The 20,588-nt window shown below is 67.3% G+C and carries 18 protein-coding genes and 1 riboswitch; of the genes, 10 read left to right on the top strand and 8 right to left on the bottom strand.

Annotation, left to right across the window (positions count from 1 at the left end; translation table 11 throughout):
• Positions 1-230: 230 nt before the first annotated feature.
• Complete coding sequence (locus A6M56_RS08985; protein ID WP_102078982.1) at positions 231-1,157, bottom strand: sugar kinase; 927 nt, start codon at positions 1,155-1,157, stop codon at positions 231-233.
• A gap of 13 nt (positions 1,158-1,170) precedes the next feature.
• Positions 1,171-2,460, bottom strand: a complete 1,290-nt coding sequence (locus A6M56_RS08980; protein ID WP_102078983.1) for an amino acid deaminase — start codon at positions 2,458-2,460, stop codon at positions 1,171-1,173.
• A gap of 138 nt (positions 2,461-2,598) precedes the next feature.
• Between A6M56_RS08980 and A6M56_RS08975 the strand changes: the two genes are divergently transcribed.
• The 5 genes from A6M56_RS08975 (at position 2,599) to A6M56_RS08955 (ending at position 7,482) form a co-directional block, all read left to right on the top strand.
• Positions 2,599-3,468 (top strand): MurR/RpiR family transcriptional regulator, encoded by an 870-nt coding sequence (locus A6M56_RS08975; RefSeq protein ID WP_045219873.1) that lies wholly within the window; start codon positions 2,599-2,601, stop codon positions 3,466-3,468.
• Between the two features lies 1 nt (position 3,469).
• Positions 3,470-4,954 carry a D-aminoacylase gene (locus A6M56_RS08970; protein ID WP_102079436.1) on the top strand — a complete coding sequence of 495 codons (1,485 nt, stop codon included), beginning with the start codon at positions 3,470-3,472 and terminating at the stop codon, positions 4,952-4,954.
• Positions 4,955-4,992: 38 nt separating this feature from the next.
• Positions 4,993-5,379 (top strand): RidA family protein, encoded by a 387-nt coding sequence (locus tag A6M56_RS08965; RefSeq protein ID WP_045219871.1) that lies wholly within the window; start codon positions 4,993-4,995, stop codon positions 5,377-5,379.
• A gap of 87 nt (positions 5,380-5,466) precedes the next feature.
• Positions 5,467-6,819: a GntT/GntP/DsdX family permease gene (locus A6M56_RS08960; protein ID WP_045219869.1), complete on the top strand. Its 1,353-nt coding sequence runs from the start codon at positions 5,467-5,469 to the stop codon at positions 6,817-6,819.
• A 36-nt stretch (positions 6,820-6,855) separates the two neighbouring features.
• Positions 6,856-7,482, top strand: a complete 627-nt coding sequence (locus A6M56_RS08955; protein WP_045219867.1) for a bifunctional 4-hydroxy-2-oxoglutarate aldolase/2-dehydro-3-deoxy-phosphogluconate aldolase — start codon at positions 6,856-6,858, stop codon at positions 7,480-7,482.
• A 34-nt stretch (positions 7,483-7,516) separates the two neighbouring features.
• On the opposite strand, the gene ribB is transcribed toward A6M56_RS08955, so the two are convergent.
• Positions 7,517-8,242, bottom strand: a complete 726-nt coding sequence (ribB, locus tag A6M56_RS08950; protein ID WP_045219865.1) for a 3,4-dihydroxy-2-butanone-4-phosphate synthase — start codon at positions 8,240-8,242, stop codon at positions 7,517-7,519.
• A gap of 121 nt (positions 8,243-8,363) precedes the next feature.
• Positions 8,364-8,525: riboswitch (FMN riboswitch) on the bottom strand.
• Between the two features lie 92 nt (positions 8,526-8,617).
• Positions 8,618-9,841, bottom strand: a complete 1,224-nt coding sequence (locus A6M56_RS08945) for a Zn-dependent hydrolase (protein WP_238587586.1) — start codon at positions 9,839-9,841, stop codon at positions 8,618-8,620.
• Between the two features lie 429 nt (positions 9,842-10,270).
• On the opposite strand from A6M56_RS08945, the gene A6M56_RS08940 reads away from it, so the two are divergent.
• The 3 genes from A6M56_RS08940 to A6M56_RS08930 are packed head-to-tail and all read left to right on the top strand — an operon-like array spanning position 10,271 to position 13,309.
• Positions 10,271-11,554, top strand: a complete 1,284-nt coding sequence (locus A6M56_RS08940) for an MFS transporter (protein ID WP_373271728.1) — start codon at positions 10,271-10,273, stop codon at positions 11,552-11,554.
• 23 nt (positions 11,555-11,577) lie between these two features.
• Positions 11,578-12,378: a class II aldolase/adducin family protein gene (locus tag A6M56_RS08935; RefSeq protein WP_102079437.1), complete on the top strand. Its 801-nt coding sequence runs from the start codon at positions 11,578-11,580 to the stop codon at positions 12,376-12,378.
• 4 nt (positions 12,379-12,382) lie between these two features.
• On the top strand, positions 12,383-13,309 hold the full coding sequence (locus A6M56_RS08930) for a 2-hydroxyacid dehydrogenase (protein WP_045219859.1): 927 nt from the start codon (positions 12,383-12,385) through the stop codon (positions 13,307-13,309).
• On the opposite strand, the gene A6M56_RS08925 is transcribed toward A6M56_RS08930, so the two are convergent.
• Positions 13,303-14,262, bottom strand: coding sequence for a LysR family transcriptional regulator (locus A6M56_RS08925; protein WP_045219856.1), 960 nt, complete (start codon positions 14,260-14,262; stop codon positions 13,303-13,305). The two genes, A6M56_RS08930 and A6M56_RS08925, sit on opposite strands and share 7 nt — an antisense overlap.
• Positions 14,263-14,422: 160 nt before the next feature.
• Here A6M56_RS08925 and A6M56_RS08920 point away from each other — a divergent pair, with 160 nt between their 5' ends.
• A complete protein-coding gene (locus A6M56_RS08920) occupies positions 14,423-16,078 on the top strand; it encodes an ArnT family glycosyltransferase (protein WP_062738987.1) in 1,656 nt (551 codons plus the stop codon).
• Between the two features lie 229 nt (positions 16,079-16,307).
• Here A6M56_RS08920 and A6M56_RS08915 read toward each other — a convergent pair whose 3' ends face one another.
• The 3 genes from A6M56_RS08915 to A6M56_RS08905 form a co-directional block, all read right to left on the bottom strand.
• Positions 16,308-16,742 carry a putative hemolysin gene (locus tag A6M56_RS08915; RefSeq protein WP_102078985.1) on the bottom strand — a complete coding sequence of 145 codons (435 nt, stop codon included), beginning with the start codon at positions 16,740-16,742 and terminating at the stop codon, positions 16,308-16,310.
• 187 nt (positions 16,743-16,929) lie between these two features.
• A complete protein-coding gene (locus A6M56_RS08910; RefSeq protein WP_045219849.1) occupies positions 16,930-18,216 on the bottom strand; it encodes an ATP-binding protein in 1,287 nt (428 codons plus the stop codon).
• A complete protein-coding gene (locus A6M56_RS08905; RefSeq protein WP_045219847.1) occupies positions 18,200-18,940 on the bottom strand; it encodes a response regulator in 741 nt (246 codons plus the stop codon). The genes A6M56_RS08910 and A6M56_RS08905 overlap by 17 nt, the downstream gene beginning before the upstream one ends.
• 242 nt (positions 18,941-19,182) lie before the next feature.
• On the opposite strand from A6M56_RS08905, the gene A6M56_RS08900 reads away from it, so the two are divergent.
• Positions 19,183-20,568: an MdtA/MuxA family multidrug efflux RND transporter periplasmic adaptor subunit gene (locus A6M56_RS08900; protein WP_102078986.1), complete on the top strand. Its 1,386-nt coding sequence runs from the start codon at positions 19,183-19,185 to the stop codon at positions 20,566-20,568.
• The last annotated feature ends 20 nt before the right edge of the window (positions 20,569-20,588 follow it).

Genomic DNA, 20,588 nt, shown 5'->3' with positions numbered 1-20,588 from the left:
GGCCGTACCCTGCCCTAGATGGCGCCTTGGATTTTTGTCGCGGGGAGGAAAAAGGAAGGAGCCCTGTTTGAGCGCAGCGAGTTTGGCTCCTTCCCCTCCCCGTGACACAAATCCAAGGGGAAGTCGCCATCTCGGCCGCGCCTTTCTTTGCTTACTTTCTTTGGCAAGACAAAGAAAGTGAGTCAGCCCCGGCACGGGATGAAACACAAAAGCCCACCCACAACGCCCATTCAAGCCGGCTGAGCCGAGGCCAACACCGCCCGCACAACATCCGCCCTCGGAATCGGCGCCACAGCGCTATACCCCGTCGTAGAAATCGCAGCCGCCACATTGGCATACCGCGCCGCCTCTGCAGGCGGATCCCCGGCCACAATCCGCGCCACAAACGCACCACCAAAACAGTCCCCCGCCCCGGTCGCATCGACGGCATTGACGGTATGACGCGGCACCAGCGTACGGGACTCCGGTGTGGCCACGTAGCAGCCTTCCGCGCCCATCTTCAGCGCCACCAGCTTCACACCCCAGCCGAGCAGCGTATCGACAATGCCGTCACGGTCATGGCAGTCGAGCAGCACGGTTACATCGTCCCAACTCGGCAGGCACAGATCGCACGTGCGCATCGCTTCCTGCATCACGGCGCGGGCACGCGCGAGCGGCCACAGACGCAAGCGCAGATTGGTGTCAAACGACACCAGCACACCCGCCGCCCGCGCATGCGCCATCGCTGCCAAACCCGCGTCGCACGCGGTATCGCTGATCGCCAGGCTGATGCCCGACAGGTGAAACGCCTTGGCCGCCGCAATCGCCTGCAGCGGCAGTTGCGCGGTCTGGAAGCGGCTCGCGGCCGAGCCTGCACGCAGGTAGTCGAAATGGTGACCACGCGCGTCGTGCGAAACGAAGTACAGGCCGGTGGGCGCCTGCGCATCGGTGTGCACGTAGGTGTGATCGACGCCTTCGTCCTGCCACAGCGCGCGCAGCGCCTGGCCAAAGCGGTCGGCACCGACCGCGCTGATGTAGCCCGTGCGCGCGCCCTGCCGTGCCGCCGCAATGCAGAAGTTGGACGTATCGCCGCCAAAGCCGAACGTCCACGACGTGCTGCCGGGGTCCGCCTGGTTGAACTCGATCAGCGCTTCGCCGTAAGCGAGGATGTCTGTCATCGCCGCGTCCGACTCAGAAATACGTCTGCACCACGTCGACGACGTTGTACGCATCGTCCACCACGGAGATCTGGCGCCACTTGTCGAACGTCAGGCACGGGTGCGAGATGTCGAAGGCGATCATGTCGCCGACCTTGATGTCGTCGCCAGCGGCGATCTTCAGGTAGGCGTGCTGGTCCATCATGCCGGTGACTTCCCAGTGCGCGGGCGTGGCGGAGGGCGCCAGCGAGGTGTCATCACGCCCCGGGCGGTAATGCAGCACCGGCAGCGGCAGACCGGCGTCGAATGCGGCGTCGCGCTTGCCCATCGCGATGATGGCGCGCCCAGGTTCGGGCACCGATTGCACATAGGCCCACAGTTGCAGCGCGGGCAGCAGGCTCGAGCGCATCTGGTGCGCGATGGGGTTGTTGGCGTCGATGCGCGCCTGCGCGGCCTTGTAGATGCCCACGTCGTGCGTGAGGTAGCAGCCCGGACGCAGCACCACATCCAGGGGCTGCCCGATGTCCGCCTTGGCAAACTCCTCGGCCACCACGTCGTACCACGCCGAGCCCGCGCCGGTCAGCACGGCAGGCGTGCGTTGCAGGCGGCCCGCGCGGGCCAGGTCGCCGAGCGTCTTGACGGCGCGTTGCAGGAAGGCGCGGATATCGGCTTCCTCCTTGATCACGCCCTCATACACTTCCACGCCGGCCAGCTTGACGCCGCCATTGGCGCGCGTGAGCGCGTCGAGCACGGATTGCAGCTGCGCATCGTCGCGCACGCCCGTGCGGCCGCCTTGCACGCCGAGCTCGATCAGCACCTGGATCGGCCGCCCGGCCTTGCCGAAGAACGTGGCAAGCTGCTCGACCTGGTCCGCCGCATCGACGAGGCAGAAGAACTCGAACGACGGATCGGCCAGCAGTTCCGCGAGGATGGCCATGTTGCGCTTGCCCACCAGCTGGTTGGCCATCAGCACGCGGCGCACACCGTGCGCGTAGGCCGCGCGCGTCTGATGCGCGGTCGCCAGCGTAATGCCCCACGCACCGCCGGCGAGCTGACGCTGGAACAGGCGTGGCGCCATGGTCGTCTTGCCATGCGGCGCGAGCTTGGCGCCGTACTCGTTCACGAAGCGCTGCATCCACGCCAGGTTGTGCTCGATGCGCGATTGCGAAAGCACCGCCGCCGGCAGACTCAGATCTTCCTTGAGGACATTCCAGCCTTGCGCAGCAATCTGCTCCGGCGCACAAGCGGCGTCCAGCGCACCCAGACCTTTGTCCAGCGGATCGACGACGGGGGTGGCATCTCCTTGGTACTTTGTATCACTCATGGGAATCGACTCGCGTTCCTGTGGGGGTAAACATCGGGTTGACACAATGATAGCGGGGAAATTATCCTCCGGGCCAGCCTGTTACAAAGTACCAAACCTAGTCGACTGCCGCTATCCGGACGGACCCGGGAGCCCCGAATGCGCGAACCCATGGACATCGTCACCCGCCTCTCCCAGCGTGCCGCCGAGTTGCGTCCCGCCGAGCGGAAGGTCGCGCAGACCGTCCTGAGCGACATTGCCGAAGCGGCGGCCGGCAGCATCCAGACGCTAGCCGAACGGGCCGGCGTGAGTGAGGCCAGCGTCACCCGATTTGCCAAGGCGATGGGCTGCCGCGACGTGCGGGAACTCAAGCTCAAGCTAGCCCAGGCGGCGGCAGTCGGCCAGCGGTTTCTGGATGGCGGCGCCGATCGCCCACCCTCCAGCGCCGACGGCATCCTGGCGGACATTTCGAACGTACTGGAAGCGAACCGCGCGCTGGTACGCCCCGAGGCGTTCCGCGCCGCCGCCGAGGCGCTGGCCGCGGCCCGCATGATCGCGGTGTTCGGCATGGGCGGCGGCTCGACCACCATGGCCGACGAGATGCGCTACCGCCTCGCGCGCCTGGGGCGGCCCGTCACCACCTATCATGATTCGATGCTGCAGCGGATGGTCGCGGCCACGCTGAGCCCCGAAGACGTTGTGGTCGTGTTCTCGGTGACGGGCCATGTGCCCGAGGTGATCGACAGCGTGAACATCTCGCGCGAGTACGGCGCAAAGGTCGTGGCCATCACCGCCATCGGTTCGCCACTGGCCGCGCTGGCCGATGTCTTGCTGCCGATCCAGGCCATGGAAACCGATTTCATCTTCAAGCCGTCGTCATCGCGCTACGCCATGATGATGATGATCGACCTGCTGGCCACCGAAGTCGCGCTGCAGCAGGCCGATCGCAGCAAGGAGCTCTTACGGCGCATCAAGTACGTGCTCGATGCGCATCGCGGCGGCGGCAACCGCCAGCCGCTTGGAGATTGACATGGAGCAGTACGACACCGTCATCCGCCAGGTCCGCATCGTGGACGGCAGCGGCCACGAGCCCGAGGCCACGCTGTTCGACGTGGCCATCACCGATGGGCGCATCGCCGCCATCGCCACTTCGGACTCCACCGCCTGGCTGGGCGACAAGGAAATCGCCGGCGACGGCCGCGTGCTCGCTCCCGGCTTCATCGACGTGCACACGCACGACGACACCAACGTCATCCGCACGCCCGACATGCTGCCCAAGGTGTCGCAGGGCATTACCACGGTCATCGTCGGCAACTGCGGCATCAGCGCGTCGCCGGCCACGCTCAAGGGCGATCCGCCTGACCCGATGAACCTGCTCGGGCCGGCCAGCGCGTTCGCGTATCCGACCTTTGCGTCGTACGTGGAAGCCGTGGAACGCGCGCAGCCGGCGGTGAACGTGGCCGCGCTCGTTGGCCATACGGCGCTGCGCAACAACCACCTGGACCGCCTCGACCGGCCCGCCACCGCCGATGAGGTGGCAGGCATGCGCGCGCAGCTGCGCGAGGCGCTCGACAACGGCGCGCTCGGGCTTTCCACGGGACTGGCCTACGCCAACGCCTTCGCATCGACCACCGAAGAAGTGATGGGCCTGGCCGAGCCGCTCGCCCAGGCCGGCGCCATCTACACCACGCATCTGCGCACGGAGTTTGCGGCGATCCTCGACGCGATGGACGAGGCCTACCGCGTCGGCAAGCATGCGCGTGTGCCCATCGTGATCTCGCACCTGAAATGCGCAGGCGCTGCCAACTGGGGCCGCGCCGGCGAGGTGCTGACCTCGATCGAAAGCGCGCAGCGCTACCAGCCGGTCGGCTGCGACTGCTATCCGTACACCGCGAGCTCGTCCACGCTCGACCTGAAGCAGGTGACCGACGAATTCGACATCTTCATCACGTGGTCGGAGCCGCATCCGGGCATGGCCGGGCAGACGCTCAAGGACATCGCCGCGGCATGGGGCACCGACCTGATGGAGGCCGCGCGCCGCCTGCAGCCGGCCGGCGCGGTCTATCACAACATGTCGGCGCAGGATCTCGACCGCATCATCACGCACCCGGCCACCGTCATCGGCTCCGACGGCCTGCCGAACGATCCGAAACCGCATCCGCGCCTGTGGGGCGCCTTCCCGCGCGTGCTCGGCTACTACAGCCGTGAGCGCAAGCTGCTGTCGCTGGCGGCAGCCGTGCGCAAGATGACGGGCCAGTCCGCCGAGCGCTTCGGCCTGGCCGAACGCGGCCTGGTGCGCGAAGGCTACTGGGCCGACCTCGTCCTGTTCGACCCGGACACGGTGCGCGACGTCGCCACCTTTACCGACCCGCAGCAGCCCGCGGCGGGCATTGTGGCGGTGTGGGTCAACGGCCATCTGTCGTATCGCGAAGGCGCCGTGCAGCCGCGCCGCGCCGGACGCTTCCTCAGGCGCGCGCTGCGTGCGCACGCCGCGCCCGCCACGGAAGCCCACTGACACTGCATCCAAGTTTTGTTTGAAAGAAGGAAGGAACCATGACGATTACGCGAATTGGCGTTGAAGGCGGCACCGGCACCGGTGGCCAGCACCTGCCCTTTGCCCGTGCGGCCGGCGCGGATGGCTGGCTCTTCGTCTCGGGCCAGACGCCCATGGTGAACGGCGAAGTGGTCGGCAACGGCATCGTCGAGCAATCGCACCAGACCCTCAAGAACCTGCTGGCCATCCTGGCCGAGGCCGGCTACGGCCCCGAGCACGTCGTGCGCTGCGGCGTGTGGCTGGATGATCCGCGCGACTTCCAGTCGTTCAACAAGGTGTTCAAGGAGTACTTTGGCGCCAACCCGCCGGCCCGCTCGTGCGTGGTGTCGAGCATGGTGATCGACTGCAAGGTCGAGGTCGACTGCGTGGCCTACAAGAAGCCCTGACAGAAGAAGCGAACCTTCAAAACGGGCGCCCTGCACAACGGGGCGCCTCACAACAAGAGCCGTGAAATCCCCTGAGGAGGAAACCCGATGGTCATGATGCAAGGCAACTCGCTGTTGCTGACCGCCGCACTGGCGGTGGTGGCGCTCATTTACCTGATCGCCGTCCAGAAACTGAACCCGTTCGTCACGCTGATCGTCGTCTCGCTTGTGCTGGGCGTGGTGGTCGGCATGCCGATGGGCAACATCGTCAAGGCGTTTGAAACCGGCGTGGGCAACACGCTCGGCCACATTGCCCTGGTGGTGGGCCTCGGCACGATGCTCGGCAAGATGATGGCCGAGTCCGGTGGCGCCGAGCGCATCGCCAAGACGCTCATCCAGGCGTTTGGCGAGAAGAACGCGCACTGGGCGATGATGGTGGTGGCGTTCATCATCGGTTTGCCGGTGTTCTTCGAAGTCGGCTTCGTGCTGCTGATCCCGATCGCCTTCAACGTGGCCAAGCGCACGGGCACGCCGATCCTGATGGTGGGCCTGCCGATGGTGGCGGGCCTGTCGGTGGTGCACGGTCTGATCCCGCCGCATCCGGCAGCGCTGCTGGCCGTGACGGCATATCAGGCAGACATCGGCAAGACCATCCTGTACGCGCTCATCGTCGGCCTGCCGACTGCCATCCTGGCCGGTCCGGTATGGGCGATGCTGGTGTCGCGCTACGTGAAGCCGGTGGAGGACAACCCCCTCGCCGCGCAATTCGTTGAAGCCGATCAGACGCGCGAGCTGCCGGGTTTCGGCATCACGCTGTTCACGATCCTGCTGCCGGTGGTGCTGATGCTGATCGGCAGCTGGGCCGATCTCTTCACCACGCCCAAGACGCTGGCCAACGACATCCTGAAGCTGGCCGGCAACTCCGTCATGGCGCTGCTCATTGCCGCGCTGGTGAGCTTCTACACGTTCGGCAAGGCGCGCGGCTTCAACCGCGACACCATCCTCAAGTTCACCAACGAGTGTCTGGCTCCCATCGCCACGATCACGCTGGTGGTGGGCGCAGGCGGCGGCTTCGGCCAGATCCTGCGCGACTCGGGTGTGTCGAAGGCGATCGTCGGCGTGGCCATGGGTGCGAACCTGTCGCCGCTGCTGCTGGGCTGGGTGGTGGCGGTGATGATCCGCATCGCCACGGGTTCGGCCACGGTCGCCATGACGACCGCCTGCGGCATCGTCGCCCCGATCGCCGCAGCTTCGGGCGCCGCCGTGCGGCCAGAGCTGATGGTGCTGGCCACCGGCGCCGGTTCGCTGATCCTGTCGCACGTCAACGATGGCGGCTTCTGGCTGGTGAAGGAGTACTTCAACCTGACCGTGCCGCAGACCTTCAAGACGTGGACGGTGCTGGAAACGATCATCTCGATCGTCGCGCTGCTGCTGACGCTGGCGCTGTCGACCGTGATCTGAGTCTGTTCTGTTGATGTGTTGATCTAGGAGAACGTTGTGGGTATCGATTCCGTCGTCAAGGCCGGCCCGGTGATCCCGGTGCTGCAGTTCCAATCCGTCGATGAAGGCGTCAAGGTGTGCCGCGCGCTGTACGAGGGCGGCATCCGCACGTTCGAGATCACCATGCGCACGCCGGTGGCCCTCGACACCATTGCGGCGGTGGCCAAGGACCTGGGCAGCGATGCCATCATCGGGGCCGGCACGCTCACGCGGCCCGAGCACTTTCAGCAGGCCAAGGACGCCGGCGCCGTGTTTGCCGTATCGCCTGGCGTCACGCCGATGCTGGCCGTGGCGCAAGCGAAGGCCGAGCTCGACTGGCTGCCCGGCATCGCCACGCCGTCCGAGCTGATCCTGGCGCTCGAGTTCGGGCTGACCACGCTGAAGTTCTTCCCGGCCGAAGCCGCCGGCGGCATCCCGATGCTCAAGTCGATCTACGGGCCGTTTGGCGATGTGCGTTTCTGCCCGACCGGCGGGATCACGCCGCAAAGCGCGCCAGACTATCTCGCATTGCCAAACGTGGTGTGCGTGGGCGGCTCGTGGATGGTTCCCAAGGACAAGGTCGCTGCCGGCGACTGGGCGGGCATCACGGCGCTGGCCAGGGAAGCGGCCACGCTCAAGCGGTAATCACGTCACCTCTCTCGCGCGGCCGGCTTTGGCGTCAAACGAAGCTGACCGCGCGCTCCATCTGCTCCCGATACTGGACGATGTCTTCGATGGTCAGCACCGGCAGGTTGTGCTGATCGGCGAAGCGCACCGCGTCATCACGGCGCGCCATGGTGCCGTCGGGCAGCATCAACTCACATAGCACGGCCGCCGGCTGCAAGCCGGCCAGGCGTGCCAGGTCGACCGAGCCCTCGGTATGACCGCGCCGCGTCAACACCCCACCGTCCTTTGCCACCAGCGGGAACACGTGCCCCGGGCTGACAACGGATTGCGTATCGGCATCCGCCGCAATGGCCGCGCGGATGGTCGTGATGCGGTCCGCCGCCGACACGCCGGTGCTCACGCCGGTACGCGCCTCGATCGACACCGTGAACGCCGTGCCGTACTGGCTGCGGTTCTCTTCCACCATTGGCCGCAGGCCCAGTGCGGCCGCCTTCTCGGCCGTCAGGCACAGGCACACGATGCCGCTGCATTCGCGGATCAGCATCGCCATGCTGGCCTGCGTAAGCTTGTCAGCGGCGACGATGAGGTCCGCCTCGTTCTCGCGGTCGGCATCGTCGAGCACGACAACCGGTACGCCCAGGCGCACCGCGTCGAGCGCGGCCGCCATGCGCGCCGGCATGTCGGCCGGGTCGAAGCGCGCTTCGACGGCATCAAGGGTCGCATGACCGGCAGGCAATGCGGGCGGATGAATGACGGGGGATTGCTGAGTGGACAACATGGAAACGCTCCTCGCTGAGATTGGCGACAAGACGTTCCAGGGCAAGCAGTCAAACACGCCCGTGCAACGGCAACGCCCGGCAAAGCCGAAGCGCGCCCCGTCGGCGGGAGCATGTCGTTCCGCACATCTTCTTCCATCCGGACTCTGACCGTCGGCCCCGGCATCTCACCGGATCTGCTGACCCCGATATGCAGGCGCATACCGGGCGCTCGCGGGCTCACGGGCGCAAACACTCTGCCCGCATACCGCCGGTGGGGAATTCCACCCCGCCCTGAAGACGTACTGAACCGGCAGGATTGCCGGCAGGCGCCATCCTACCGCAACAAGGTGCAGGACCTCCACCCTACTGATGAGTCGGACAAAGCGCAGCACGCGTCATCCGGCCCGCGCCAGCATGGCGTGCAACAGCACGTCGGCGCCGCGCGTGACGTCTTCGGGCAGGGCGTCCTCGGCTTCGTTGTGGCTCAGGCCGTTGACGCACGGGATGAAGATCATCGCCGTCGGGCAATGCCTGGCGATGTGAATGGCATCGTGCCCCGCGCCGCTCACGATGCGCTGATGCGGGTAGTCGAGCCGCTCCACCGCATCGGCGACGGCCTTGACGCACGCGGCATCGAACGGCGTGGCCGGGCTCACCCAATGCTGGTCGATCCGCACTGCCAGGCCGCGGCGCGCGGCGATCTCGGCAAAGCGCTCGCGCAGCGCGGCTTCCATCTGTGCGATGCGCGCGTCCTCGTGATGGCGCAAGTCCACCGCGAAGGCAAGGTCGGCGGCGATGGTGTTGCGCGAGGCGTTGCGGATGCCGATCTCGCCGATGGTCACGAGGCCGTGCGGCGCAAAGGCGTCGACCAGGACTTCGAGCGAACACGCCATCTCGGCAGCGGCAAACATCGCGTCGCGGCGAAAACGCATCGGCGTCGTCCCGGCATGCGCGGCCTGGCCCTGCACGCGCACGTCGAGCCAGCGGATGGCCTGCCCGCCCGTGACGACGCCAATCGGCACGCCGTTCTCCTCCAGGATCGGGCCCTGCTCGATATGCGCCTCGAAATACGCATCGAACGGCTCGCCCGGGACCGCGCGATCGCCTGCATAGCCTGTCGCATCCAGCGCCTCGGCGACGGAAACGCCCTGTACATCGCGCGAGGCCAGTGCCTGCTCCAGCGGCATCACGCCCGCAAACGCGGCGGAACCCAGCATGGCCGGCGTAAAGCGCGCGCCCTCCTCGTTCGTCCACACGGCGATCTCGATCGGCTTATCGGTTTCGATGCCCGCATCGTTGAGCGTGCGCACGACTTCCAGCGCGGCCAGCACGCCATACACGCCGTCGAAGCGGCCGCCTTCGGGCTGCGTGTCGAGATGGCTGCCGCTTGCCACCGGGCGAGCATCGGCGCGCTTGCCCGCCCGGCGCGCAAAGAGGTTGCCGATGCGGTCGGTGCTGAGCGTCATGCCGGCGTCCTGGCACCAGCGTGCAAACAGGGCGCGGCCCGCCGCATCGTCTTCCGTCAGCGCCAGGCGCCGCACGCCGCCCTTGGGCGTGCCGCCCACCGCTGCCATTTCCATCAGGCTCGACCACAGCCGCGCCCCGTTGACCTTCAGCATGTCTGCATTCCTCTGCATGCGCGCCGACCGGCTCGGCGCATTCAGGCGTCTTTATCTGGCAATCGCAAAATGCGCGTCAAATTGCGAATGTTTATCCGGGCTATAAGCGGGGCAAATATTCCCACCAACGCACCGATGCGAAACGCACGGTGGTGCTGCCCGACCGCGCCGCCGTAGCGCAGACATCCCCGCCCGCGCCCCACTCCGATGCATAAGCCCGGCTAATACGGGGAATCAAAAATGCGAATTTGCCGGCATCCGCATCGGTGCGCATAAATGGCGGCGTCGGCTGACGACCGACAACCCGCTCTCGTGGCACAGACCGATGCACGAACATCGGCGGCGCGGCGGCGGGCCACGCCCAAAAGAGGAGGACGCCCCATGTCAGCATCACAGCCATCCACGGCCGCCACGGCCACGCACCAGCCCGTGCGCGCGGCCACGGCCGCCTTCATCGGCACGGCGGTCGAGTTCTACGACTACTACACCTATGCCACCGCCGCCGCGCTCGTCCTGGGTGAGGTGTTCTTCCCGAGCAGCAACCGTTTCCTGAGCACGATGGCGTCGTTTGCGACGTTCTTTGTGGGCTTCATTGCGCGGCCGCTTTCCGGCGCCGTGTTCGGCCACCTTGGAGATCGCATCGGCCGCAAGAAGATGCTGCTCGTGACGATGCTCCTGATGGGCATTGCCACCACGGGCATCGGCCTGCTGCCCGGCTACGCGACCATCGGCATCTGGGCGCCGATCCTGCTGGTGCTGCTGCGCGTGCTGCAGGGCATTGCGGTGGGCGGCGAATGGGGCGGCGCGGTGCTGATGGCGAGCGAGCACGCGCCAAAAGCGAAGCGCGTGTTCTTCGCATCGTTCCCGCAGATGGGCAGCCCGGCCGGGTTGATCCTGTCGCTGCTGTCGTTCCGGCTGGTGTCATCGCTCGACCACGACAGCTTCGTCACGTGGGGCTGGCGCCTGCCGTTCCTCGCGAGCTTCGTGCTGCTGCTCGTGGGCGTGGCGATCCGCATGGGCGTCAAGGAATCGCCCGAGTTCGAGCGCATGCAGAAGAACAACGAAGTGCTGAAGAACCCGGTGGGCGAAGTGCTGCGCACGGCGTGGCGCCCGATCGCGCTGGCGGCGATGGCCACGACGATCGGCTCGGCCGGCTTCTTCTTCACCAACACGTTCATGATTTCGTACGTCACCACGTATCTCGGCATGTCGAAGGCGCTGATTCTCGACTGCCTGTTCATCGTGACGATCCTGCAGTTGCTGTCGCAGCCGGTGTCGGCGCTGCTGGCACAGCGCTACGGCGACACGCGCTTCCTCACGTGGGCCGCGTTCGTCTCGATGTTCACGCCGTATCCGATGTTCCTGCTGGTGAGTACGCAGAACGCGGTGGCGATGGTGGCGGGCATCACGCTGGCAGTCGTCACGCTTTCTGCCGTGTATGCCGTGATTGCGGGCTTCATGACGCCGGCCTTCCCGGCGCGCGTGCGCTACTCCGGCATCTCGATCGCGTACCAGCTCTGCACCATGATCGCCGGCGGGACGACACCGCTGATCGGCACGATGCTCGCCGAGCGCTACAAGGGCGAATGGCTGCCGCTCGCGCTGTTCTTCACGGTGCTCTCCGCCATCTCGCTGGCCGGCATCATCGGCCTGGGCCGTTATCGCGACGGCAGGCAGCCCGCAGAAGAAGCCGCGGCGCTCGCCACGAATTGATGTCCACCTCCAATCGCATTTCCATGGAAGCCCAACACGGTTCGCTGCACACGCGCCGCCCGGCGGCGTTTTCCGAAGAGGAATGGCAGATCCGCACGGATCTTGCCGCGCTGTATCGGCTGGTCGATCACTTCCGCATGACTGACATGATCGACACGCACATCACCGCGCGCCTGCCCGATGAAAACGGCCGTCCGACGTTCCTCATCAACCGCTACGGCGTGCTGTTCGGCGAGATGCGCGCATCCGACCTCGTCAAGATCGATCTGGACGGCAACGTCGTCGACGCGCGGGCCGACGCCAATCCTGAACACTACGCCGTCAACGCGGCGGGCTTCACGATCCATTCGGCGGTTCATGCTGCGCGCGACGATCTGCATTTCGTGGTGCACACGCATACGGCGGCGGGCATCGCGGTGTCGGCACAGGAGCATGGGCTGCTGCCGATCAGCCAGCATGCGCTGAAGTTCTACGGCAAGCTCGCGTATCACGATTACGAAGGCATCGCGCTGGACCTGGGCGAGCGCCAACGCCTGGTGCGCGACTTCGGTCCGCACAAGGCGATGATCCTGCGCAACCACGGCCTGCTCGCGGGCGGTGCAACGGCGGCCGACGCATTTCACGAGATCTACTTCCTGGAGCGCGCATGCCAGGCGCAGATCCAGGCGCTGGCCGGCGGCACGCCGCTGCGCTTCCCTCCAGAGGACATCCGGCAGCGCACGGCAGCACAGTTCAACCGCGAAGAATCGCCCGTCATCGCGCGGCGTGCATGGCTCGCTGCGCTGCGGCTGATCGACACCTCGCGCTCGGACTACCGGAGCTGAGCGCATGACCACGCTTGCCCTCGTCAGCCGCGACTACGACATGTCGCACCTGGTGCCGTCCATCCTGCGCGCAGCGCCCGAGCTGGACGTGCGCAGGTACGGCGAACCGGGTGCGCAAGAGGCGGAGGTCGCGGTCTGCTGGAACCCGCCGCCAGGAGCAATCGCCGCCATGCCGCGCGTGCGGCTTGTGCACAGCATCGCAGCCGGCGTCGACAACATCCTCGCCGATCCGACCCTGCCCGCCGTGCCGTTGTGTCGCGTGGTGGACCCGCAGCACGCGCGCGGCATGGCGGAGTTCGTCACGTGGGGCGTGCTGCATTTCCATCGCCAGCTGGACCGCGTGCTCGCCAACCAGCGCAGCGCCACGTGGTACCGGCCTGAGCAGCAGGCTCCGTCGACCTGCACCGTGGGCGTGATGGGCCTGGGCGAGATCGGCGCGCACGTGGCCGCAGAACTGCATCGCCTGGGCTTCAGCGTGCGCGGCTGGGCGCGGCAATCGCGTGAGCTGCCCGGCATCGGCGTGTACTGCGGTGAAGCTGGCCTGCCGATGTTTCTCGAAGGCGTCGACATCCTGGTCTGCCTGCTGCCGCTGACCGACGCCACACGCCGCCTGCTGAACGGCAACACCTTCGCGCGGCTCAGGCGCGGTGCCAAGTTGATCCACGTCGGGCGTGGCGAGCACCTTGTCGCCGCGGACCTGCTCGAAGCGCTGCACGGCGGCCAGCTCGGCGGCGCGATCGTGGACGTCTTTCCCAGCGAGCCGCTGCCGGCGGACGACCCGCTCTGGCGTGCACCGAACCTGATCGTCACGCCGCACATGGCGTCGGTCGCCAGTGCGGACACCATCGGCCTGCAGGTCGCGCAGAACGTGCGGCGCCTGCTCAAGGGCGAGGCGCTTGCCAACGTGGTCGACGTTTCGCGCGGTTACTGATGGCCGGCCGTTTCGGGATAGCGCGCATCGATGAAGCGGTGCAGCGCTTCCAGAAACGCTGCTTCGGCCGCGCTGAACTTGCGCTCGACCAGCCATAGCAGGTGCATGTCGACATCGGCCACGCCGCCTTCGGGCGGCAGGCGCTGCAGCCGGCCCTGCTCCACATCGTCCTGCGCCACGTGCTCGGGCAGGCAGCCGATGCCGAAGCCCGCCACGATCAGCCGCCGCACTTCCCACATGCTCGATGACGAGCCGACCACCGGGCCGGTCAGCCCCATTTCGTCGCGAAAGAACGTGAGCATCGACAGCGGATCGCCGAGCTTGTCGCCGGTGAAGGAGACGAACTTCTCGCCGGCCAGATCGGCGATCTGCACATCCGGCTTGCCGAACAGCGGGTGGTACTGCCCGCAGAACAAGGCGTAGCGCTGGCGCAGGAACAGCCTGTGCGCGATCTTCCTGGGTAGCGCGCGCTTGGGCGACAGGCCCAGCGTGGCGGTACGCAGCTCCAGGCTGCGCACGACATCGGCGCTGCGCATCTCCTGGCATTCGAGCTCGATGCGCGGGTAGTCGCGATGAAAGCGCCCGAGAAAGGCGTCGTATTCCGGGAAATCCAGCCCGCTGACGATGGCCACGCGCACCATGCCGGCAATCCCTTGCCCGCCCTCGCCGGTGGCCTGCGACAGCCGCGAGATGGTGCCGTAGACCTCTTCCGCGATCTGCCGCACTTCCTCGCCCGCGCGCGTGACGTCGATGGGGTTGGCCTGGCGGTCGATCAACTGCAGGCCGAGCTGGTCTTCGAGCCGCTTGAGCGCCTGGCTGACCGCCGGCTGCGTCAGGTGCAGGCGCGTGGCGGCGCGGCTGATGCTGCGTTCGCGCGCAATGGCGAGAAAGGTGCGCAGCAGATTCCAGTCGAGGCGGTCATTCAGGTAGGTATCGAGCTTGGCCTTGCTCATGCGATGGTCTGCGGTGGGGTCAAGTAGAGGGGCGCCAGGCCAATGCAAGCCATGTGCCATGCGGCATCGACTAAAATCCTAGCCTTTCCGACCGTGCCCGCGAAGTCTACCCCTCAGCATGGAATCCCGCATGGACCTCTCCCGACGCCGTTCCCCGTGGATGACGTTGATCATCGTTGCGCTCATTGCGGCATTTCTTGCGCTATGGATGGACGACCTCTTCCAGCGCTCCACGCTGTTCCGGCCCGATGAAGGCCGCTATGCGGAGATCCCGCGCGAGATGGTGGTTTCCGGCGATTGGGTCACGCCGCGGCTGAACGATCTCAAGTATTTCGAGAAGCCGCCCCTGCAGTACTGGACGACCGCGGCCACGTTCGAGACCTTCGGCGTCAGTGCCTGGGGAGCGCGGCTGTGGCCGATCCTGTTCGGCCTGGGCGGCATCGTCATGACGGCCTGGACGCTGGCGGCGTACCGCGGCGGCCGCGCGGCGGCAACGGGCGCGGCCATTCTCGCTTCGTCACTGCTGTACGTGCTGTTCGGGCAGGTCATCACGCTCGATATGGGCGTGGGCTTCTTCCTGACCGTGGGGGCGTGCGGGTTTGCGCTGGCGCAGCGCCCAGACGCATCGCGCCGCGCAAGACTCGGGTGGATGCTCGTGGTGTGGCTCGCGCTGGCCGGTGCCACGCTCACGAAGGGGCTGATCGGGCTGGTGCTGCCGGGCCTCATCGGCGCCGCGTATCTGCTGATGACGCGTGACTGGGCGCTGATCCGCCGCATGCACTGGCTGCCGGGCCTGGCGCTGTATCTGCTCGCCACGGTGCCGTGGTTCGTGCTCGTGCAGCAGCGCAATCCGGAGTTCTTCGACTTCTTCTTCGTCCACGAGCATTTCCAGCGCTTTCTGACCAACGAGCATCATCGCACCGGCAAGTGGTGGTACTTCGTCGCCGTGGGGGCAGCCGGCCTGCTGCCCTGGACGCCGCTCCTGTTTGCCGCCGCCGGCCGGCGCATCGGGCGCGTGGCCGATCTCTTGGTCGGCACGCATCGGTTTGACCTGATGCGCTGGTCGATGGCGTGGGCTGCGATGATCTTCCTGTTCTTCTCGGCGTCCAGCTCGAAACTGCCCGGCTATATCGTGCCGGCCTTTCCCGCCCTGGCGATCGTGCTGGCGCTGACCCTGGAAAAGATGCCGACGCGCACCCTTGCCTGGGCACTGGGCGTGAACCTGCTGATCGCCATCGGGCTGTGGCTGGCGGTGCCCGTGATCGGTGCCAAAGGCGGTGCCAAGATGCCCCCGGAACAGGTGGCGCAGGCCATGCCCGTGTTGCGCACGGTGCTGGCAATGCTGGGCGCCGGCACGGTCGCCGCGCTGGTGGCCCTGCGCTGGCAACGGCGCACGCTGGCGGTGATCGTGCTGTCGCTCTCGGCGCTGTTCTGCTGGGACCGCGTGCTCAACGCCAGCGAGATCTTCCGCGATGCGCTATCCGCCCGCGACGTCATCGAGAAGACGCTGAATGCCACCGGCCCGATTCCGCCGGAAACGCCGTTCTACTCGGTGGAGTGGCTGGACCAGACCGCCATCTACTACCTGGGCCGACCGATGACGCTGGTGGCTGGCTTCGACGAACTCGAGATGGGCGCGGGCCTGGAGCCCGACAAGGTCGTCGCCACCACCGCTGAGTGGATCCGGCGCTGGACGGAAGGCCCGCCCGCCTACGCCTTCATGCGCCGCGTCACGTGGCAAAACCTGCAGGAAGCCGGCGTACCGATGCGCCTGGTGGCGGAATCCGCAGACAAGGTCGTGGTAGCGCGGCGTTGAGACGATTTGGCGTCACGGGCCGCGCGGCGCGCGTGCATGGCGGCGTACCCGAAACTGGCTGAGCTCGCCGGCGGCCAGTCCGCAGGACTGCCAAGCTCGCACCCGTGGTGCATATGGCAGCACACAGACCGCATCGCCGCCAAGCCCGGCACAGCCCACGCTGATTGCGTCGCCACATGGCAGAAGGGCCGCATCCCGCGGCCCTTTCTCTGACAGCCAATGACTTGGCTTACCACGTACAGCTGCCCCGCAGGAATGCCCACTGCTCGCACTCGTCCCCACGCGGGCTCACGCAGGTGCCCACCTCGGCCCCGCCGGCCCGGGTGGAGAACTCGAGTTCACCACCGCGCTGCAGGCAGTACGTCGACGCCGGATTCGGCATGCCGACCGCGGCTTGCGGCGGTGCGGCGCTCTCGGGTGCTGCCGGGTACGCAGGTGACGGCGGCGGCGGCGCGATCGGCTGCGCGGACGGCGCCGGGGGCAGCGTGGCGGCCGGTGCAGGTGGTGCAGGTGGGGGCGCCGGCTCGATGACGGTACGCGGCGGCTGCCACGGAGGCATCGGCGACGAGCAGGCTGCCAGGCCCACGGCCAAGACACAGGCGGCAATGGCGGCGGCCCTGCGGCCCTGACGAGGATCCTTGACGAGGCAGACTGCACAATCCATGCGTTTTCCTCCATGAGTTCTGGTGGAACACACGCGACAAGCATGCTTGTCGCGCCAAGAGCCGCTCACAAAACCCGGTGAAGCGGCTCTGGCACGCGGGCAACGCTGGCACGGCAGCGGCACAACGACGCCAGGCGGGTCTTGGTAGCGGCCCTTAGGATAGCTTAGGAAATCGCCCAGCCATGTGTCAGGCAGTCGCAGCCGCGTCTGGAAACCGCATGGTCACGCGGAAGCCGGGTGAAGGCGCATCGGCCGCAACCGGGCCGATCGTGAGCTCCCCGCCGAGGTGGCGCACGAGCCGGTCGACGATTGCCAGGCCCAGACCGCAATGAGCATTGCCGCCGCGCGCCGGGTCCAGGCGAACGAACGGGCGCGTGACGCGTTCCACGTCGGCGGCCGGAATGCCGGCACCATGGTCTTCCACCGTCAGCGTAAAACCGGCCTCGGTGGGGGCGGTGCGCACGTTGACCGGCTCGGCGCCATAGGCGAACGCGTTGTCGAGCAGGTTGACGACGATGCGCTGCAGATGCGTGGGCTTGAGCCGGAAGCGCTCTCCGGCCTGCAGGTCCAGCGCAACGTGCTTGCCCTGCTCGGCAAACGGCTGCACGAGCCCCCGCAGATGGCGATCGACCGAGACCTCGCGCGCCTCGGTGTCACCGCTTTGCGCGTAGGCGAGGAACTGCTCGACGATGGCCGACATCGATTCGACGTCGCGCTCGATGCCGGCGCCGGCCTTCTGGTCGACCAGCATCTCGGCGCGCAGCCGCAGGCGGGACAACGGCGTCTTCAGGTCGTGCGCGATGCCGGCCAGCATGGTGTTGCGCTCTTCATCGGCGGCGGACAGATCGGCGGCCATGTGGTTGAACTGATCGGTCAGCTGCCGCAGCTCGTATGGCCCGCGCTCCTTGAGCGGGGGCACGTAGCGGCGCCGGGCCAGCGCGCCGGCCGCGTCGGCCAGGGCACGCACGGGGCGCTGGATCTGCCACGCGGCGAACAGCGAGAATGCGATGGCAATGGCAAGCACCACCATCACGCCCGGCACCACGGCGGAGATCGTCGGCGGGGCATGCACCCACACGAGCGGCATGGCGATCCACTTGGTGCGCTGCGGAAAGCGCACGAACACGCGCGGGGTGGCGGCCGCCTCCAGCCGCAGCTCCGTGCCAGCCGGCAGGCGGCGTGCGAGCTGCCGCGCGAGCTCGGCCGACTTGTCTGACGTGGACAACGCCTCGCCGGCGGGCGCTTCCGTCGTTTCGGTCACGAGGTCGGGGAGGGTTACGTGCAGGCGGCCGTCCGCCACCGCCTGGAAGGCCTGCAACTGGAAGGCCATCTGATCGACCGACGCCTGGAACTGCCGCTCGCGGCGTTCCGCGCGCAGCACGCCCAGCCACGAGAAATGGCTGAGCACCAGCACAACCACGATCAACACGGCCAGGCGGCCGAAGAGCGTGTCGAACCTAGCCTTGTACTTCATTGGCCCCTTCCCGTTCTTCCCGCTCGTCCGGCACGAAGGTATAGCCGCGCCCGCGCACCGTCTGGATATAGCGCGGGCGCTGGGCGTCTTCGTCGAGCACCCGGCGCAGGCGCCAGATCTGCACGTCGATGCCGCGGTCCGACACACCGCTGCCCGGCCCGTACATCAGCTCGACGATGTGCTCGCGCGTGAGCACTTGCATGGGGTGCGTGATCAGCAGCTTGAGCAGCGCAAACTCGGTATCGCTGATGGACAGCGCTCGCTCGCCGCGAAACAGCGTGCGCATGCGGAAGTTGAGCTTGAACGGCCCGAAGCTGAAGCTGTCGCGATCTTCCGGCGCCGAAGCCGGCACGGCGTGGCGGCGCCGCAGCACGGCGTTGATGCGGGCCAGCAGCTCGCGCGGCGAGAACGGCTTGCCGAGGTAGTCGTCCGCGCCGATCTCCAGGCCGATGATGCGGTCGATCTCGTCGCTGCGGGCGGTGAGCAGGATGACGGGCACATCGTCGTTGCGGGCCCGCAGATCGCGCAGGGCCGAGAGGCCATCGACCTTGGGCATCATCAGATCAAGTACGACCAGCGCCGGGCGCTCGCGCTCGAGGCGCGCGGCCAGGCCGTCACCGTCATGCAGCACCGACACGGCAAAGCCCTGCTGGGTCAGGTATTCGCGCAGCAGGTCGCGCAGTTCGACGTCGTCATCGACGACCAGGATCTTGGTGCCGCTCATCTTTCTGGGGGACGCTGGAAGGTGTGCTCATGATAGCGACTGCGGCCGCAGCGTCGCCCGCGCATGTCTTCCATATTGTTTCTCGCAGTAACAGCCCGCTCGGTTTGTAATGGGCCGTAATACAACCGGCGGTGCGGCTAATTCTGCGCAAAGACGATGCCTTTAAGCTGCGGGCTGACTGGTACGGGCGCCCAGTATCATGTGCGCTCGTCCCCATATTGCCAAGAAACAGGAACGCCAACATGTCCGACGCCCAGGACCAGAAACCCGGCTCACCGGATGCCGCACGCCCCACGCACGACGGGTCGCCGGGGCCCGATGCCGTCTCGCCAACGCTGCTGCCGCCGCCCCGTGAAGGCGGCAAGCGCCGGCGCTGGGCCATCTGGGTCGTGGTGATCATCCTGGCGCTCGTCGGCTATGCGATCTACCACGCGATGCACCGCAACAGCGGCGGCCCGGGCGGCGCCGGCGGCCGCGGGGGACGCGCCGCCATGGCTGGCAAGCCAATGCCGGTGATGGTTGCAGCGGCCACGCGGGGCGACATCAACGTGGTGCTTTCGGCGCTGGGCAACGTCACTCCGGTCAACAACGTGACCGTCAAGACGCGCGTGGACGGCCAGCTCGTGCGCCTGGCCTTTACCGAGGGCCAGACCGTCAAGGCCGGCGACCTGCTGGCGGAAATCGACCCGCGCACCTACCAGGCACAGCTCGCACAGGCCGAGGGCCAGCTCGCACGCGACCAGGCGCTGCTGCAGAACGCCCGGCTCGACCTGCAGCGTTACCAGACGCTGCTCGCGCAGGATTCGATCGCCAAGCAGCAGGTCGATACGCAGGCGGCGCTGGTGCGGCAATACGAAGGCACGGTCAAGCTGGACCAGGGCAACGTCGACAACGCGCGCGTGCAGCTTTCGTACACGCGCATCACCGCGCCCGTGTCGGGCCGCGTCGGCCTGCGTCAGGTGGACCCGGGCAACATCGTGCATGCGTCGGACACCAACGGCATCGTCGTCATCACGCAGGTCGATCCGATCAGCGTCATCTACACCATCCCGGAAGACAGCCTGCCGAAGGTCATGCCGCGCCTGCAGTCGGGCGACAAACTGCCGGTGGAAGCCTGGGACCGCGCCCAGACCACGGTGCTCGCACACGGCACGCTCATGACGGTGGACAACACCATCGACAACACCACCGGCACGGTCAAGCTGCGCGCCCAGTTCCCGAACCAGAACGCGATGCTGTTCCCGAACCAGTTCGTGAACGTGCGCATGCGCGTGGATACGCTGCGCGACCAGGTGATCGTGCCGGGCGCGGCCATCCAGCGCGGCACGCAGGGCACGTTCGTCTACGTGGTCGGCGAAGACAGCAAGGTGACGCTGCGTGTGGTGAAGCTGGGCGTGACGGAGGGCGAACGTGTATCGGTGGCGCAGGGCCTGAAGGCGGGCGAGCGCGTGGTCGTCGACGGCGCCGACAAGCTGCGCGACGGCGCGCCGGTGGAGGTGATCCAGCCCGGCGCCGGCCCGGCCAGCGCGCCGGCGGCCGGACAGGACGGCCAGCAGGGCCGCCGCCATCGCCGCGGCCAGGGCGGCGCATCGGCACCCGCTGCCAGCGCGCCGGCAGCCAAGCCGTAAACCGTGCACCGCGTGTATCC

Source organism: Ralstonia sp. RL (genome assembly GCF_001683835.1).
Lineage (GTDB): Bacteria > Pseudomonadota > Gammaproteobacteria > Burkholderiales > Burkholderiaceae > Ralstonia > Ralstonia mannitolilytica.
Note: the sequence above shows the minus strand (reverse complement) of the source record. Positions and strands in the feature narration are given on the sequence as shown.

What these genes read in the sequence shown, in the direction of transcription:
- A6M56_RS08985 (WP_102078982.1), bottom strand. Translation starts at nt 1,157, where the DNA reads ATGACAGACATCCTCGCTTACGGCGAAGCGCTGATCGAGTTCAACCAG.
- A6M56_RS08980 (WP_102078983.1), bottom strand. Translation starts at nt 2,460, where the DNA reads ATGAGTGATACAAAGTACCAAGGAGATGCCACCCCCGTCGTCGATCCG.
- A6M56_RS08975 (WP_045219873.1), top strand. Translation starts at nt 2,599, where the DNA reads ATGCGCGAACCCATGGACATCGTCACCCGCCTCTCCCAGCGTGCCGCC.
- A6M56_RS08970 (WP_102079436.1), top strand. Translation starts at nt 3,470, where the DNA reads ATGGAGCAGTACGACACCGTCATCCGCCAGGTCCGCATCGTGGACGGC.
- A6M56_RS08965 (WP_045219871.1), top strand. Translation starts at nt 4,993, where the DNA reads ATGACGATTACGCGAATTGGCGTTGAAGGCGGCACCGGCACCGGTGGC.
- A6M56_RS08960 (WP_045219869.1), top strand. Translation starts at nt 5,467, where the DNA reads ATGGTCATGATGCAAGGCAACTCGCTGTTGCTGACCGCCGCACTGGCG.
- ribB (WP_045219865.1), bottom strand. Translation starts at nt 8,242, where the DNA reads ATGTTGTCCACTCAGCAATCCCCCGTCATTCATCCGCCCGCATTGCCT.
- A6M56_RS08945 (WP_238587586.1), bottom strand. Translation starts at nt 9,841, where the DNA reads ATGCTGAAGGTCAACGGGGCGCGGCTGTGGTCGAGCCTGATGGAAATG.
- A6M56_RS08935 (WP_102079437.1), top strand. Translation starts at nt 11,578, where the DNA reads ATGGAAGCCCAACACGGTTCGCTGCACACGCGCCGCCCGGCGGCGTTT.
- A6M56_RS08930 (WP_045219859.1), top strand. Translation starts at nt 12,383, where the DNA reads ATGACCACGCTTGCCCTCGTCAGCCGCGACTACGACATGTCGCACCTG.
- A6M56_RS08925 (WP_045219856.1), bottom strand. Translation starts at nt 14,262, where the DNA reads ATGAGCAAGGCCAAGCTCGATACCTACCTGAATGACCGCCTCGACTGG.
- A6M56_RS08920 (WP_062738987.1), top strand. Translation starts at nt 14,423, where the DNA reads ATGACGTTGATCATCGTTGCGCTCATTGCGGCATTTCTTGCGCTATGG.
- A6M56_RS08915 (WP_102078985.1), bottom strand. Translation starts at nt 16,742, where the DNA reads ATGGATTGTGCAGTCTGCCTCGTCAAGGATCCTCGTCAGGGCCGCAGG.
- A6M56_RS08910 (WP_045219849.1), bottom strand. Translation starts at nt 18,216, where the DNA reads ATGAAGTACAAGGCTAGGTTCGACACGCTCTTCGGCCGCCTGGCCGTG.
- A6M56_RS08905 (WP_045219847.1), bottom strand. Translation starts at nt 18,940, where the DNA reads ATGAGCGGCACCAAGATCCTGGTCGTCGATGACGACGTCGAACTGCGC.
- A6M56_RS08900 (WP_102078986.1), top strand. Translation starts at nt 19,183, where the DNA reads ATGTCCGACGCCCAGGACCAGAAACCCGGCTCACCGGATGCCGCACGC.